Here is a 15,636-nt window from a genome sequence, read left to right on the forward strand (position 1 = left end):
ATGATGATTGGGATACGTTAAGTGCCTTCCAACTCAGAATGCTTTCTATGGAATGGATTCCCACGTTTCCAACCTTGTTATATAATTAAGCTAGACGACCTCGAACGAATGGAGACATGAAGATGGATATACATACAATTTCTATGCACCTCATTGATGAAGACACGGATCAACCCCGTTATCAATTCGATGAAGAGGCTTTACAAGAGTTAATGAAAAGTATTGGCGAAATTGGCTTACTCTCACCAATTAAAGTACGCACTACCTCTGACAATCGGTATAAGATTATTTATGGCAATCGCCGTTACAAAGCTAGTAAAATGCTAGGTCTTCCAACAATCCCTTGTATCGTATCTACGGTAACGGATGAAATGGAAATCTATTTGGAGCAGATTGCGGAAAATCTAACTCGAGAAGGCTTCTCACCGATTGAGGAAGCCGAAGCTTTTCATAAGCTCATGCATGAAGCGAAGTTTAGCTCGTCCATTAAATATCTCTCTAGCAAGCTGGGCAAGCCTGAATCTTATATCAAAAACAAATGTGAGCTGCTCAAGTTTGGAAACTCCGTCAAGAAGCTCATCGTAGGCGGAACCGAGATTCGCAAAGACAAGCTCACGGAAGATCAATTGCTACCGTTGAAGGATCTGCCAATGGAGCATCGTGATCCGTTAGCGCTGATTATGGCACGTGATGAAATGCCCGTCAGTGATGTGAAGAAAATTGCGAAGATGTTTAAGGACAAGGACATCTCTGACAGAATCAAAGGCCAGTTGCTGTATAAGTCTGGGCACGAATTAATTGAAACCTGGTCCACCTTTCAGAACAATCGAGCAGAGCGAGCGAAGCCCATTGCGACCAAGGCACCTGCCAAGGCTGAGAAGGTTAAAAATCAGGTTAATGAAATGGAAACGGCTGACACCGCAGCTGTTAATGTCACAGATGCTGTGGTAGCACACACTACGGCTCCCTCGGGGCAACCTGACGCACATACAGCCACTGTAAACCCACTACACGCTAAACTACAGCAATTAATTCGAGTATTCCCTGCTCCTCCCGCTCCAAGTGAACTAGCTTTGGCGCAAGATGAGATGAATGAACAACAAAAAGAACTGTTCTCACAAGACGTCTCGACGTTAGTGGAACAGTTGGAACAACAATTAGATGCTTGGAAGAAGATTCAAGTATTCGCTGTTTCTAAGTAATGTTTACAGATACCGCATGTAACTCGCGCTGATCCTATCTAGGAAAGCTCGGGCTGGATGCGGTGTTTTGTTGTTTGTTCAAATCCATAGGCAATCCGAAGCAACGTAGGTTCACTATACGCCGTACCAACGAAAGTAATACCTTGCGGGCCTTTGGTTATGTAACCGCCTGGCGCGATAACCCCTGTTGCAGCGTACCCGCCAGGTACCGTGATTGAAGGATAGCCCGCTCTAGCGGCCAGATCAGCACCGCCTTCATTCCCTAGGAACAACAGAGCATCAAGCTGATGCTCCTCTAGGGCATGATCGATGCCGAGCGCACGAGCATACTCCCCATTTTGCCTCAGACTGTCCATATAGGCTTGTTCCGTCAATGTCCCGCTTGTTTGCTCTGACCTCAGTAAATTTCCTTGCCCATATTTCAGTGTCTTCGGCGCATGCTCATCATTAAAGGCAATGACTTCAGCCAATGAATGAACCGGTACATGTTCGGGCAGCTGTGCTAGATAATCATTCAAGCCCTTTTTAAACTCGTATAACATGACATTGTAATCCCATTTTATTTGTTCACAGGGCAGTACGACCGGATCGATAATCGTTGCCCCTTTTTGCTTCAAAACGGCAATCGCCGCTTCAACGATTTCAAGTCTAGCTTGGTCTAAATGCGCATAATAAAAACGGGGAATTCCGATACGAGCCTTTGCCAAAAAACCCTCTTCAAGGAATTGGGTATAATCCTGAACCGAATGCCCCTTACTTGATAACGTAGCCCCATCCCTCTCATCTATTCCTGTCAAAGCGCCAAGTACGATCGCTGCGTCCCGAACCGATCTAGCCATAGGACCCGCAGTGTCTTGACTATGCGCAATCGGAATGATCCCTGATCGACTAACAAGCCCTAAGGTCGGCTTAATACCAACGAGACTGTTTTGGCTGGAAGGGCTAATGATCGAGCCCGATGTTTCAGTGCCAATGGCAGCAGCTGCAAAATGTGCTGCCGTCGCTGCAGCAGAACCAGAACTTGACCCGCCGACGAAGAGCTCACCGGGGCCATACGGATTCAGGGTCAATCCGCCTCGCGCGCTATACCCTGCCCATATTTGTCCGGACATGAAACCAGCCCATTCGGTCATATTGGTTTTACCAAGTAAGACCGCCCCAGCTGCGCGAAGCTGAGACGCAACAAAAGAGTCTTCAGCAGCACACGAATTAGCGAGGGATAGTGATCCAGCACTCGTATGCATCCTGTCCTGCGTATCGATATTATCCTTTAATAGAATAGGAATACCGTGCAATATCCCGCGCGCACCTTTAGAACTTCTTTCTTTGTCTAGATCTTCCGCAATGTGCAGTGCATCTGGATTTATTTCCAAAATGGCATGCAATTCGGAATCATACTTCGCAATACGAGCTAGATACATGTGCACGATCTGCACCGAGGTAACCACCCCCGCAGTCATCGCTTTCTGGATGCTCATTATATCAGCCTCAATTAGCCATTTCTCTTGTATAGGGTCTATCAACATTGGTGATCTCCTCATCTTTTCTGTGTTAGCTACAACACTTCTCCATCCGATATCCATTTCCTGTAAAAGAAAGTCGGCAAGTTTACCTATAGGCAACTATCGGGGCAAAGTTACAATAAAATCCAAACAATCACCCACTACCACACTACCATACAAGTATGGTAATATGAGTTTAGGTTATAAGTAGCAAAGGAGACCCGCATGGATTTTTTCAAAAAACCACTGATTAACTCAACCCGCGATGCTGTCTACCACACGCTAAAAGATCAAATTCTAAGTCTTACCCTGCTTCCAGGGGCCACCATTTCGGAGAAAGAAATGTCGGTTAGCTTTGGTGTGAGTCGGACGCCTGTTCGCGAAAGTTTCGTCCAACTCGCACAGGAAGGCCTGCTCGACATCTACCCGCAACGTGGTACGGTCGTCTCACGCATTGATTTGGAGCTGGTCGATGAAGCACGCTTCATTCGCGAACATCTAGAAAGCGCTGTTATTCGCTTGGCCTGTTTGTCTTTTCCAGACGAATCCCTGCGTGTACTTCAAATGAATTTGGCCTCTCAGAAAGTCTGCATGGATGAACAAGACTACAAGAGAATGTTCGAACTGGATGAAGCGTTTCATCGCACGATTTTCGAAGGTTGCAAGAAAATGAACACATGGGCGGTCATTGGGCAGATTAATGTGCATTTAAACCGTACCCGTATGCTTCGCTTAGCGACGGATCACCATTGGGATGAACTGTATGCGCAACATGGGCAAATTGTTGATGCCATCAAGGAGCAGCAGCCTGATACGGCAGAGCAGTTAATCCATGCTCATCTTCACGTCGGCATTGCCGATCAAGCATTATTGAAAGAGAAATTCCCTACGTATTTCAAATAGGTTGATGACAATGGAGGCGAGTGCACAGCTATGAAAATGGTATTCCGCTGGTTTGGAGAAGGCAACGATACGGTCACGCTTAAGCAAATTAAACAAATTCCTGGTGTAGAAGGCATCGTCTGGGCACTCCATGATGTTCCTGCCGGTGAAGAATGGCCGATGGATAAGATTCAGAAGATTAAAACTGAAGCTGATGCCGCTGGCCTGCATATGCAAGTTGTAGAAAGCGTCAACATTCATGAAGACATTAAATTAGGACTGCCAAGTCGTGATAGCTACATCGCTAATTATAAGAAAACGATCGCAACACTAGCACAAGTTGGTGTCACAGTCATTTGCTACAATTTCATGCCCGTCTTCGACTGGGTACGTACGGATTTACATAAGGAGCTGGAAGACGGTTCGACGGCCTTATTTTATGAAAAAAGTAAAATTGCCAATCTCGATCTCGCTGAGCATGTCGGTCGAATTAATGCCAATCCTGATTTCAGCATGCCTGGCTGGGAGCCTGAGCGGCTGGCTCATTTGACGGATCTTTTTGATGCGTACAAAGATGTCTCTGAAGAACATCTCTGGGCGAACCTCAAGTATTTCTTAGATGAAATTATTCCTGTAGCCGCCGAGCACGGAATTCGAATGGCGATTCACCCGGATGACCCGCCTTGGTCCGTGTTTGGACTTCCGCGCTTAATGACGAGCCAAGCGAATATTCGCCGTTTCTTAGCCTTGCATGACAGCCCGTATAACGGGCTTACGATGTGCAGTGGCTCACTCGGTGCGAACCCGAGCAATGATATTGTCTCGATCGTGCACGAATTCGCTGATCGGATTCCTTTTGCTCATCTGCGGAATGTTCGCGTATATGAGAATGGTGATTTCATCGAGACCTCTCATCGTACGAAGGATGGCACAGTGGATATGTCAGGTATTGTGCAGGCGTTGCATGCCAACAATTACGAAGGCTTCTGCCGTCCAGATCATGGCCGACATATTTGGGATGAGCGTTGCAGACCTGGGTATGGGCTCTATGACCGGGCGTTAGGGATCATGTATTTATGGGGACTTTGGGACATGCTGTGTCGCCAAGAGGTTACATCACACAAAGGAGCTGTTAACGAATATGAGCGCATTAACTAATTTTCCATCCCTCAAGGGGAAAGTCGTTGTGATTACAGGGGGCGCTGGTGTACTTTGCCGCGTGATGGCTATCGAACTAGCTAGACAAGGCGCACGTGTTGCTATTCTGAATCGCACCCACGAGAAAGGCTTAGCTGTGGTTCGTGACATTGAGGAGGCTGGTGGCGAAGCGATCGCTGTTGCCTGCGATGTCACCGTAGCTGAAAGTGTAGAGCAAGCTGCAGCTACGGTGAGGGAATTACTGGGTACCTGTGATATTCTCATTAATGGTGCGGGTGGCAACCATGCCAGTGCGAATACGACGAATGAGATTTTCAAAATGGAAGATATGACGAATCCCGATGTACAATCCTTCTATGATCTAAGCATCCCTGGTTTCCGCAACGTGCTGGACCTAAACTTCGTGGGAACACTGATTCCAACGCAAGTGTTTACGAAACATATGCATGGCAAAGAAGGCGCAACCGTCATTAATATCTCATCCATGAGCGCACCCTCGCCAATGACGAAAGTTCCTGCCTACAGCGCTGCCAAAGCAGCTATCGACAACTTTACGCAATGGTTGGCTGTTCATTTGGCAGAAAGCGGCATTCGTGTGAATGCCATTGCGCCAGGGTTCTTTTTGACAGAGCAAAATGCCAAATTGTTAATGAAAGAAGACGGCTCACTCACGGACCGCTCGCATAAAATCATTGCCCACACCCCGATGCGCCGATTCGGCAAGCCGGAGGATTTACTAGGCACGTTGCTGTGGCTAGCCGATTCCGATATGTCCCGCTTTGTTACGGGTACGACGATCCCTGTCGATGGCGGATTTATGGCCTATTCAGGCGTGTAGAAACAAAAACCGTTTCATTGCATAACGCTCATTGTGAGCTATGCCGTGGAACGGTTTTTGTTTTTTTATTTTGACACTGTTCCTTCATCACCGCTTACGCTTCATCCGGAATACAGACGATAATACGTTTAATTTCCGCTTCAATCTCAGCAAGCTGCTCCACGTAATTTGTTTTCACGACTATCGCGGATTGGAGCTTAACCGCTTCCGCATGCAGAGCATCAGCCGACAAGCTGCCAGCTACACCGATGAGCGTATGTGCTGCTCTTTTGGCAGCCACCCAATCCTCCTCACGTTGATATCCGCGAAGCTGATCAGCAAAATCGCTATAATTTTTCTTGAACAACTGCAGCATAACGAGAAGGATACTTTCTTTCCCCTCTACGCGAGCCAAAGCCCCTTCCCAGTCTATCGCAGCAATGCCTTGATAATAAGGAGTTTCTTCAACAAGGTAAGGTTCTTTCATGCTTCTTTCTCGCTCATGCGCCCCCTTAGGTTCTATCCATTTATGCATGACTCGAAACAGATGCTTCACATCTAATGGCTTACTAACGATATCGTTCATCCCCATTCGGATATAGGCTTCATGGTCCTGTTTGACCACATTAGCTGTAAGTCCGATAATTGGCAATTCACGAAATTTCGGATTCAGCCGAATCCGTCTCGTTGCTTCTACACCATCCATCACAGGCATGTGGATATCCATAAGCACCAAGGCAAACTCGCTTTTTTCCAGCTTATCCAATGCTTCTTGACCATTCGTCGCTAAGATAACCTTATAGCCTCGCTCCTCGATGAGTTCCGTAGCAACCTGTTGATTGATATCATTATCTTCAACAAGAAGAATATGCCCCTTTGCATAATCTGCAAGGGAGTCATTCGATTTCGGCCCATCAGCAGCTTCTTGTGCCTGATCCTTAGCGTGGAACAAATAGTTCAGCGTCTGATGCAGTTCTAGTCGACTAATCGGTTTAACAAGCACCGCATCCGGCCTGATCTCTTCAGGAAGTGTGAGAAGCTCTTCCTTCCCCATGGAAGATGTCAAGCAAATGATGCGCGTACGATCTCGATGAAGGTTGGTAAGAAGCGTATCCCATGTCTCTAAGCCATACATGTCATCACTTTCCATATCGAGGATAAGGCACGGATACTCATCTTCTCTTTCTTCTTGGTCTCTCAGTTGCTGAAATAACGCAAACCATGAAGGAATGGTCGTGACTAGGAGAGAGAATGACTCCAACATTTCCTGCAAGCTGTTTCTCATCAGCGGATGGTCCTCGACAACCAATATGCGATAAGGGGTATTCCCCTCGCCAATATCCCACTCATCAGGATCGTCCTGCTCAATCACTTGGAATGGCAGCGTAAACACGAACCGACTCCCGCTTCCAACTGTGCTTTGAACGTTAAGTTCCCCGCCCATTAGACTGATTAAATGTTGACTGATTGGAAGTCCCAAACCCGTTCCGCCATACTCGCGACTCGTTGAGCCATCTGCTTGAGAGAAAGGTTCAAATATGAAAGAAAGACGATCTGTCGATATGCCAATACCGGAATCTTCTACACTAAACTGCAGTCGTATCTCTTCAGGTGTTGACTGCGGACACAGCTCGATATGCAGCATGACATAGCCCGCGCTAGTAAATTTAATCGCGTTGCTGCAGAGATTCAGCAGAACCTGCTTCAATCGCAGCGGGTCTCCTAATAATTGTCTAGGCAGTTCAGCTGGCGTGCTAAAAATAAGCTCAATCGGATGGCTCTTCGATAACACACTGCAAATGTTGGAGAGCTCCTTCAGCAGCCCATCCAGATGAAAACTTGTTCGTTCTACCTCAAGTTTCCCCGCCTCTACTTTGGATATGTCCAATACATCATTGATAATCCCCAATAACGTGTGTGAGGAAGAGGTTATATTCGTCAAATAATCCTTCTGATGATCAGAGAGTGGTGTTTTCCCTAAAAGTTGTGATAGCCCGATGATGCCATTCAGAGGCGTACGAATTTCATGGCTCATTTTGGCGATGAAGTGACTCTTCGCTAGGTTGGCTTGATCAGCCGCATGACGCATTGAGGCTTCCGTAAAATCGTGCAGCGTACCCACAATGCCTTTCACTTCACCTGTTGCGTGATGATAAGCTGAAAGTGTAACCCGATAGTTTCTTCGTATTCCCTCTGATGAAAGAAGAGTAATCTCAAACCTCACATTCTCTTCCCTGATAAGCACTTTTTGAAAATGCTGTTCCCACAGCTTCTGTTCCGAAAGAGGGAGAAATGCCGTCATTTTAACGCCTAGCATGTCCTCTAATCTGGTTTGCGAGAGCTGACAAGCCGCTTGATTCGCCGATGTAATTTCACCTTCTGTTGTGAAGCCAAGGATGCCTTCCTGCGAGTTCTCAACGAGAATCCGATTCCGCTCCTCACTTTCCTGTATGTGACGCTCCGCCAAAGTTCTTTCGGTAACATCTGTTGCTGAACCTATTACTTCAACCACCTGTTCGCCATCAAATACGGGTTGTAAAGTCGTGAAGATAACTTTCCCTTGGACGTCCATCTCATAAGCCACTGGCTTTCCTTCATAAGCTTCTTCATACTTCGCGTGTAAGAAATGCGCAACATCCTGCGAGAAATAGGGAATCGCATGAACATCTCGATCGAAATAGTCGTCGGGTTTAATCCCTAGCTGTTGCAATAATTGTCCATCGATAATGGTGTATACCAGTTTATTTTGTACTTTTTTGAGCTTAAACGTAAGCCCAGGTTGGAACCGCAGAATATCCGATAGCTCTTGCTGCATGTGACGTACTTGCCCTCTAAGCTCTTCAGCGCGCAGGAAATAGCGGATAAGTCCAGCTACGAACAGTCCAGCTGCGAGATGCAGGAGTAAGTTCGGAATCACAAGTTCAGTGGCAGGAAGATGATAAATCATTACCATATCGACGTATAACACACTGACAGGACATAACACGAGCAGCAACCATTTGACCGCGAAGTCCCGGATGTAGTAATGAATAAGCGTGCATCCCGCATAGATAATAAAGCCCAGTATCGAAACGCGCAGCAAAACCGCAGGATCTATCATCGTTCGACCAATAATAATGATAAACGTTGTGATAAATCCCGAGACGCCTCCACCAATGAAAGTGGCCATCAATATTGCAATCGCTTTCAAATCTAAAATGTGCCTTTCGCCCACATGGACACCAAGAAAGGCAAGTACAACACCGAATAACCCGTGCGTGATACCTGCCAATAGTTGAAATTTCCATGGAGCTGTTGCCTTTAATTTAGGAGAGTAAAAAATCTGAACAGAAATAAATACAAATACCGCTACGATCGAAAAATTGTTTAATAGGTCTTTCAGCATCGTACCCACCCCATCGGTTTGCGCTCATCCATCTATCTCTATTATAGATATCAAAACAGGCAAGATCTATACGATTTCATAATCTACTTGTTGGATAACGGAGAAGACTACATCGATCAACTCAGCACGAGCATGATGAATAAAGCCTAATGACGTTTGTTGTAGATATTCAATGGATATACAAGAGGTCAACATAATCTTGCTAGAGAACACGTACATGGACATCTCATAGTCAGAAGCAACATCTTTGATAACATCGCTAATGTTTGTTCTTTTATACGACTCTGGCAGCTCAATGGCATACATGAGATATAGTGGTTCTTGCCCGATTTGAGTCATATGGAATATTTCTTTATAGGGCGTGGTTCCTTGTAAACGCCAAAGAAAACCGAATTTATAATGCGAGTCTTCCTCCCACACTTGCTCGAACTGGGCTGTTAACTCGATAAATTGCTGACGATAATAGTGGATTAAATTCATAGATGGCCCTCACAATTCCTTTAGAAGTTCTAACACTACTAGATCATATCTAGAAAATGTTGTGAAACTTCTATCTCGCATTTTAGGGAAGCATGTTTTTTACTCACACTTCCCTAACGAATCCAAGATGGCGTGGGGACTTATTACTTATTTTCATTGATGAATGCCGTAACCCGATTCATCCAAGTTCCTTCCGCATCAGCCAGTAAGGTATGCCAACCAATAGCTCTAGCAGGCGCAAGATTTCGCTCTTGATCATCTACGAACAAGATCGCCGCTTGCTCATTGGCCAAATACGTGTGAACTAGCTCGTACACCTCAGCATTTGGCTTGCAGTACCCCACCTCGCTTGAGATCGTTGTACTTTTTAAAAAGGGGCGGATGGGATCCAGCAGATGTGACAGCCATTCGATTCGATGATTGCTGAGCAAGTGAATATCCGCGTGCTGACTCCACGTTTCCAAATGCTGCATCGCCGCTAACGGTTGTAATTGTTGGAGTATCCATGAACGATCAACCTTGTTGTTCAGCTCTGGAAACAAATCGTTCAACCAGACCCAGAAGTCCTCTTCTTTCATTTTACCAACCCAGAGATCGCCCTTAATTTCTTTAAAGCGCTGAGGCAAGGAAACTAACGACTCGCCCTCCGTGCCACTAGAAAATCCGCTCCAAGCTTGTGGTGAGAAATTCGTTACGAGTACGCCTGCAACATCAAGAACCAATTGTGGTCTAGCCATACTACCTACCACCTTTCCCCCATTGGAATTAGCGCTTCTGTAAGGCAACCCACATCGATTTATTACGGAATTCTTCCTCTGAACCGAGCTCTCTTCCGAACCAGGCAGGTGGTACAAACTGCTGCGCAGCCTGCAAATCAGGGAACTCGACTTCAACGACAAGCAAATCAATTTGTTTATATTCATCAATTTCGTAAGTAAATCCATTCGCTTCAAGGGTCGTACGAATTTTCTCTAACGGAATCAATCCAGTCCGATCCAGCAACTGTTTATAGATAGGCTCAGTAATACCGTACTCGACTTCTTCTCGCACCATCCCGTGTCCCGATTTGAAGGTATGCGTATACTGTGATTCCCCTGAGCTATCGATGAGCTGGCGGACGCGAATTTCCTGATCATCGGAGAAGGCCAAATAGGTTTGATAAATGTATTGCTTAGACACTTGAGCCAATTCATTATTTGCTAGTTCAGCCGCAGGAAATGCGGGCAATAAATACTTTCGTTCAATCTCGGCACCCATAATTCGGTTAGCCCCTCTCTATTTGTTCATTGTTCGAAAACGAACCGGTGAAATCTCGTTCCATACTCGAAACATTTTACCAAAATGAAACTCATCTGCAAATCCACAAGCATCCGCGATCGCCTTCATCGGCTCATCGGTCAGTAAAAGCATCGTCTTCGCTTGCTCATTCCGAACCTGATTTAAATACGCCTTTGGCGAGATACCCACGTGCTTCATAAACATTTTACGCAACTGCGAGACAGAGATATGGTAGGTTTTCGCCAACTCCTCCAGACGAATGGGCTGATGATAGCAAGTTTCGATCCACATCTTGGCTTGTTGAAAGGCTTTCATATAAGGGTCACTGGACGTATCTGTATCACGCATGAATTGAATGAGCCGCACTAAGACATACTGGAATTCAGCCTGTCGTATTTCTGGATCTGTTCCATGAAAGGACCATAACCGGGTAAGCTGTGCTTCCAGCCAGTCCGATTGTTCAACCGTGTACGGTTTATAGAAGGGAATTGGCAGCGCATCTACAGGAATTGGCTTCAACCAATTCAGGTTTTCATAGGGAATATCCCATGCATCAAAAAGGAGCATCCTAATACATAACGGCTTGTCTGTAGAAGATGTCATCGTTAGTGTAAATCCAGGCTTTAGATACAACAAATTCCCAGTCTGTACGTGCAGTGGCACAACATCATTCTCATGGCGAAATTCCCCTTCACCACTCATAATCCAATACAGCGAGTGTACATCTGTCGTATTTCGAATATCTTTCCACCCGGGGACTGGTGGCTTCTCATACGAGAGTCGATGATGATAAATTCGGTGGTTATTCAAAAGAATGATTCACCAGCCTTGTAGCGATTTTGACAAAAAGCGTTGCGGTTTATCCATTCAAATTCCATCTTCTTCTATGATACGCTATACGAAACATACATGAAAGGGGCTTAATGAACGTGATACGTACTTTTCAGCAGCATAACTTGAGACCTACCCGAATTTTAGATGGATTATGGGATTTCATCATAGATCCTGACAATAGAGGTGTTTCCGAAGATTGGGCTTCTCACTTCCCAACGAATTCCAAAAAGTTTGTCGTCCCTTCTTGCTGGAATAATGAGTTAGGCACTTATGATTATATTGGTGCAGCTTGGTACCGCACTTATTTTGATACCCTGCAAGAAGCGAATATTCGACTGGTCTTTGAAGGCATTCTTCATCATGCCGATGTCTACGTGGATGGACAACATATCGGCTACCACTTTGGCGGGTTTACACAGTTCTCAATGATTCTCCCACACCTCGCAACAGGCAAGCATGAGCTTGTCATTCGCGTGGATAATACGGTGGATTGGCAGACACTGCCGACAGACATTGCCGATTGGCACTCCTACGGGGGCATTATTCGTTCTGTTGAGCTGCAAGAATTACCTGACGTCTATATTGATTCGATGAAAATTGATTATCAATTGAATAACAATACAGCTGATATTCAACTGCACATTCAAGTAAGTTCGTTAAGCCAAGAAGATTGCCAAATTGATGTGAGTGCGAGTACAGACGGACTTTCCCTATCCGCTGCACATGTCAAAGTTGGCGCTGGTCAAACGAGCAGCATCTCCCTAAGTGGAAGCCTAGCTAATATTAAGCGTTGGGATGTTGGTCAACCTGCGCTTTATACTTTTACGGTTAAAGCTGGTGATGATGATCTCATCGATCGGACTGGCTTCCGTACCATTGAAGTTCAGGGCAGTGATATCCTACTAAATGGCAAAAAGCTCTATCTTCAAGGTGTGAATCGTCATGAAGAGCACCCAGAGTGGGGATTCGCGTTTCCGCCGAAACTGATGTTGAAAGATCTGGACATTTTGACCGACATGGGCTGCAATATCGTTCGCGGGTCTCATTATCCGCAAAGCCAGTTCTGGATCGATCTGCTTGATGAGCACGGGATGCTGCTCTGGAGCGAGATCCCGATGTGGGGTTGTTTCATGAGTGTGGAAACGCTGGCAAGCCCGATCTTCAGAGAGCGCGGCGTTCACATGCTGGGCGAAATGATCAGCCGCGACTTCCATCATCCTTCTATCATTTTCTGGGGCGCGCACAATGAAATCGATACACGGACCCAGGAAGCGCTGGAGCTTACAAAAGCTTTCGTGAGCAAAATCCGCAGTATGGACTCGAGCAGGCTCGTCACTTATGCGACGATGCAACCTGAGGAAGATATCGTATTATCTTACTTTGACGTCATCGGGATTAACAAATATTATGGCTGGTACGAAGGCAGCGTTGACGGATTTAGTACTATGCTGCAGAACTACTATAAGAATGCCGAGAAACAAGGCGCTGGCGGCAAACCTGTGATCATGAGCGAGTTCGGCGCTGCGGGCATTTTCGGTGACGCAGGCTGGGAACCGCGCCTCTTCAGTGAAGATTATCAAGCGGACGTCGTCACACGCGCATTGAAAATCTTCCGCGACGATCCGCGCATCGTCGGCACGCTGATCTGGCACTTCGCCGACATTCGCGTCGATGTGCGGAGCGACCGTCCTTACTTCCGCGACCGCGCGCGGAGCTTCAATAATAAAGGATTGCTCAGCGAGTATCGCAAGCCGAAATTGGCTTATCGCTTAGTGAAGGAGATCTATCGCTCCGAACGCTAGGAGAAAATAGAAGGAGCTAAGGGATGTTGCCCTTAGCTCCTTTGTTTTTTTGCAGACATGCTTACGCGACTTTGGTCATCTCATTTGTGTAAAATATCATCCTTCAACGTAGACACCTTCGCCAACACTTGATCAATCTTATCTGCCCCCACCTCATAATGAGCAAGCGCATCATGAAGATGTGTCACAATCGCTGTAAAATGTGCCTCCTGCAGATTCATCCCAGCATGCACTTTAGCCATGGATGACCCTGTATACTGGTTAGGCCCCCCTAATGCAAAACTAATAAATTTTGCCTGATGCTTGCGTTGCTTTTCCATATCGGTGTTGATAAAAAAGTGATTGACGGTCTCATCCGCCAAAACCAGCTCATAGAAGTAGTCCACTACAGCCGTAATAGCCCCTTCTCCTCCAAGCTTTTCGTATAACGTTGTTTCACTCACTATCTATATATCCTCCTCCAGAAATAAAAGACATCCCCTTATATTATCCAAGATGTTGCAAAATTATCTAATGATTCCGGACTCCGCCCTTGTCCCGCACACCGTCAATCTAGTATGCATTCTATATACTGTTAGAGATGCTAACTAGAAACGAGGTGATTGGAATGGCTTGTAGTAAAGTTAGAGCTGTTCGTCAACCTGACTTAGTTTTGATCCGTTGGTCTAGAAATCCTTTGATTGCAGGCTCTCCGCGAAGGATTACTGCAGTACGTGTAATTGGCAGTTCACAACCTTGCCGGGCTACCTTGGTCACCAATGGTTTGCTTAGTACGGCATTAGGGTGTTTATTGGACGATTTCAGAATCGTCTACCAGAAAAGAACCACAAGCATAAGCGGATATTTGCTGCTGCAACGTTTTCGCATACAATCATAGGAACTAAAGGGGCAGCTGAGGCTGCTCTTTTTAAATAGACTCGGTCTGTAGCGTCTACAAGGATTCGAGTTCCTTCTGCCTGAATCATACCATACCCTATTCGCACCTGCCTCCCTCCGAGACGTCGAAATTCGACGTCTCAGTCCCTACACACGAGCTCGATGGACGAAACTCTCGTGTGAGACGTCCAAATTTGCTCGCTCAGTCGCTCTTTCGCACCTGCCTCCCTCCGAGACGTCGAAATTCGACGTCTCAGTCCCTACACACGAGCTCGACGGACGAAACTCTCGTGTGAGACGTCCAAAATTGCTCGCTCAGTCGCTCTTTCGCACCTGCCTCCCTCCGAGACGTCGAAATTCGACGTCTCAGCTCCAAAACACGAGCTCGACGGACGAAACTCTCGCGTGAGACGCCCGAATTTGCTCGCTCAGTCGCTCTTTCGCACCTGCCTCCCTCCGAGACGTCCTTGCTAACATCCCGCCCCAAACAAAAAAAGGGATCTAGCCAACGGGGCCAGATCCAAAGTTTATATTAAAAAAGGGGGGTCTTGTTTATTATAATACCCTTCTTATGTTAGAGGACTGTAACGGGAATGTTCCAATTGTGTTACAAATTGTTTGAAATTCCCAACTGACACTCCACGTGGTCTTTACTTCAGCAATTTTCGAAGACCAACCTGCGGTGCCTCGAGCGGGAAATATTCCAGCCCCATATGCCCTTCAAATCCAGTCTCATCAATAGCTTTGAAAATCTGTTCATAGTTCAACTCACCATTGTCGAGCTCATGTCTGCCAGGGTTGCCTGCCGCATGAAAATGACCGATCCAAGCAATATTCTCTCGAATGTTAGCGATCACATTTCCTTCAGTAATTTGTTGATGATAGATATCAAATAAGATCTTCACAAATGGGCTTCCAACTTGTTTTATGATGTGGAAAGCTTCTTCTGAAGAAGCTAGGAAATACCCTTGGTGATTGACACGCGTATTCAGCGGCTCAATGAGCAGCGTTATGCCCTCTTTTTCCAAAATAGGCACACATGCCCGCAGTCCTTCAATCAGTGATTGCGCCTGTGCCTCTCGCGACACGCCTTCAAGTTCTTGTCCTACTTGGGTAATGAGCTGGGTACAATTCAATCGCTTGGCAACGGCGATCGATTCGATGAGTCCCTCCAGATAAGCATTACGTTGAGCAGGATCCACTAAGCTTGTGAATTTTGTACAAAATGTCGATATCGAGACACCCGCTTCAGCTACTGCTTCTGCAACGACGTCCACATCCTTTTGCCACCAGGACCAGAATTCAATCGTATCGTAACCAATCTCTTTCAACTCATTCACACTTTCCCTAAAATCACGCCCTCTATAGAGCGCATCCATACAAACGGAGAGCTTCATCCCAATCCCTCTTTCCATTCTAA

The 15,636-nt window shown here is 46.2% G+C and carries 14 protein-coding genes; 6 read left to right on the forward strand and 8 right to left on the reverse strand.

Annotated features, from left to right (window positions below):
* The first annotated feature begins 122 nt into the window (after positions 1 to 122).
* Complete coding sequence (locus AC58QT_RS22580; protein ID WP_497411011.1) at positions 123 to 1,202, forward strand: ParB/RepB/Spo0J family partition protein; 1,080 nt, start codon at positions 123 to 125, stop codon at positions 1,200 to 1,202.
* Between the two features lie 38 nt (positions 1,203 to 1,240).
* On the opposite strand, the gene AC58QT_RS22585 is transcribed toward AC58QT_RS22580, so the two are convergent.
* On the reverse strand, positions 1,241 to 2,728 hold the full coding sequence (locus AC58QT_RS22585; protein ID WP_497411012.1) for an amidase family protein: 1,488 nt from the start codon (positions 2,726 to 2,728) through the stop codon (positions 1,241 to 1,243).
* Between the two features lie 201 nt (positions 2,729 to 2,929).
* Here AC58QT_RS22585 and AC58QT_RS22590 point away from each other — a divergent pair, with 201 nt between their 5' ends.
* From AC58QT_RS22590 to AC58QT_RS22600, 3 genes are read left to right on the forward strand one after another with little or no spacing between them, the layout of a single operon-like run.
* Positions 2,930 to 3,607: a GntR family transcriptional regulator gene (locus AC58QT_RS22590; protein ID WP_497411013.1), complete on the forward strand. Its 678-nt coding sequence runs from the start codon at positions 2,930 to 2,932 to the stop codon at positions 3,605 to 3,607.
* A 30-nt stretch (positions 3,608 to 3,637) separates the two neighbouring features.
* Entirely contained in the window at positions 3,638 to 4,744 is a 1,107-nt protein-coding gene (gene uxuA / locus AC58QT_RS22595; RefSeq protein ID WP_497411014.1) for a mannonate dehydratase, read from the forward strand.
* The gene (locus AC58QT_RS22600; RefSeq protein ID WP_497411015.1) at positions 4,728 to 5,582 is read left to right on the forward strand and encodes an SDR family oxidoreductase; all 855 of its coding nucleotides are present in this window, start codon (positions 4,728 to 4,730) and stop codon (positions 5,580 to 5,582) included. Before uxuA ends, AC58QT_RS22600 begins: the two co-directional genes overlap by 17 nt.
* A gap of 94 nt (positions 5,583 to 5,676) precedes the next feature.
* On the opposite strand, the gene AC58QT_RS22605 is transcribed toward AC58QT_RS22600, so the two are convergent.
* From AC58QT_RS22605 to AC58QT_RS22625, 5 genes are all read right to left on the reverse strand, one after another.
* Positions 5,677 to 8,946, reverse strand: coding sequence for a hybrid sensor histidine kinase/response regulator (locus AC58QT_RS22605; protein ID WP_497411016.1), 3,270 nt, complete (start codon positions 8,944 to 8,946; stop codon positions 5,677 to 5,679).
* 66 nt (positions 8,947 to 9,012) lie between these two features.
* Positions 9,013 to 9,426 (reverse strand): hypothetical protein, encoded by a 414-nt coding sequence (locus tag AC58QT_RS22610; RefSeq protein WP_497411017.1) that lies wholly within the window; start codon positions 9,424 to 9,426, stop codon positions 9,013 to 9,015.
* Between the two features lie 143 nt (positions 9,427 to 9,569).
* A complete protein-coding gene (locus AC58QT_RS22615; protein ID WP_497411018.1) occupies positions 9,570 to 10,163 on the reverse strand; it encodes an HAD family hydrolase in 594 nt (197 codons plus the stop codon).
* A 28-nt stretch (positions 10,164 to 10,191) separates the two neighbouring features.
* Positions 10,192 to 10,683, reverse strand: coding sequence for a CYTH domain-containing protein (locus tag AC58QT_RS22620; protein ID WP_497411019.1), 492 nt, complete (start codon positions 10,681 to 10,683; stop codon positions 10,192 to 10,194).
* Between the two features lie 18 nt (positions 10,684 to 10,701).
* On the reverse strand, positions 10,702 to 11,514 hold the full coding sequence (locus tag AC58QT_RS22625; RefSeq protein ID WP_497411020.1) for a helix-turn-helix transcriptional regulator: 813 nt from the start codon (positions 11,512 to 11,514) through the stop codon (positions 10,702 to 10,704).
* A 119-nt stretch (positions 11,515 to 11,633) separates the two neighbouring features.
* On the opposite strand from AC58QT_RS22625, the gene AC58QT_RS22630 reads away from it, so the two are divergent.
* A complete protein-coding gene (locus tag AC58QT_RS22630; RefSeq protein WP_497411021.1) occupies positions 11,634 to 13,340 on the forward strand; it encodes a glycoside hydrolase family 2 protein in 1,707 nt (568 codons plus the stop codon).
* An 80-nt stretch (positions 13,341 to 13,420) separates the two neighbouring features.
* Here AC58QT_RS22630 and AC58QT_RS22635 read toward each other — a convergent pair whose 3' ends face one another.
* Positions 13,421 to 13,783 (reverse strand): group I truncated hemoglobin, encoded by a 363-nt coding sequence (locus AC58QT_RS22635; RefSeq protein ID WP_497411022.1) that lies wholly within the window; start codon positions 13,781 to 13,783, stop codon positions 13,421 to 13,423.
* A gap of 164 nt (positions 13,784 to 13,947) precedes the next feature.
* Between AC58QT_RS22635 and AC58QT_RS22640 the strand changes: the two genes are divergently transcribed.
* Entirely contained in the window at positions 13,948 to 14,217 is a 270-nt protein-coding gene (locus AC58QT_RS22640; RefSeq protein WP_497411023.1) for a hypothetical protein, read from the forward strand.
* A gap of 649 nt (positions 14,218 to 14,866) precedes the next feature.
* Here AC58QT_RS22640 and AC58QT_RS22645 read toward each other — a convergent pair.
* Positions 14,867 to 15,613 (reverse strand): hydroxypyruvate isomerase family protein, encoded by a 747-nt coding sequence (locus AC58QT_RS22645; protein WP_497411024.1) that lies wholly within the window; start codon positions 15,611 to 15,613, stop codon positions 14,867 to 14,869.
* Positions 15,614 to 15,636: the final 23 nt, after the last annotated feature.

The organism is Paenibacillus sp. J31R109, from assembly GCF_059692055.1.

Coding starts and splice junctions, on each gene's coding strand:
- uxuA (WP_497411014.1), top strand. CDS start 3,638: ATGAAAATGGTATTCCGCTGGTTTGGAGAAGGCAACGATACGGTCACG.
- AC58QT_RS22640 (WP_497411023.1), top strand. CDS start 13,948: ATGGCTTGTAGTAAAGTTAGAGCTGTTCGTCAACCTGACTTAGTTTTG.
- AC58QT_RS22600 (WP_497411015.1), top strand. CDS start 4,728: ATGAGCGCATTAACTAATTTTCCATCCCTCAAGGGGAAAGTCGTTGTG.
- AC58QT_RS22590 (WP_497411013.1), top strand. CDS start 2,930: ATGGATTTTTTCAAAAAACCACTGATTAACTCAACCCGCGATGCTGTC.
- AC58QT_RS22645 (WP_497411024.1), bottom strand. CDS start 15,613: ATGAAGCTCTCCGTTTGTATGGATGCGCTCTATAGAGGGCGTGATTTT.
- AC58QT_RS22585 (WP_497411012.1), bottom strand. CDS start 2,728: ATGTTGATAGACCCTATACAAGAGAAATGGCTAATTGAGGCTGATATA.
- AC58QT_RS22580 (WP_497411011.1), top strand. CDS start 123: ATGGATATACATACAATTTCTATGCACCTCATTGATGAAGACACGGAT.
- AC58QT_RS22615 (WP_497411018.1), bottom strand. CDS start 10,163: ATGGCTAGACCACAATTGGTTCTTGATGTTGCAGGCGTACTCGTAACG.
- AC58QT_RS22605 (WP_497411016.1), bottom strand. CDS start 8,946: ATGCTGAAAGACCTATTAAACAATTTTTCGATCGTAGCGGTATTTGTA.
- AC58QT_RS22620 (WP_497411019.1), bottom strand. CDS start 10,683: ATGGGTGCCGAGATTGAACGAAAGTATTTATTGCCCGCATTTCCTGCG.
- AC58QT_RS22610 (WP_497411017.1), bottom strand. CDS start 9,426: ATGAATTTAATCCACTATTATCGTCAGCAATTTATCGAGTTAACAGCC.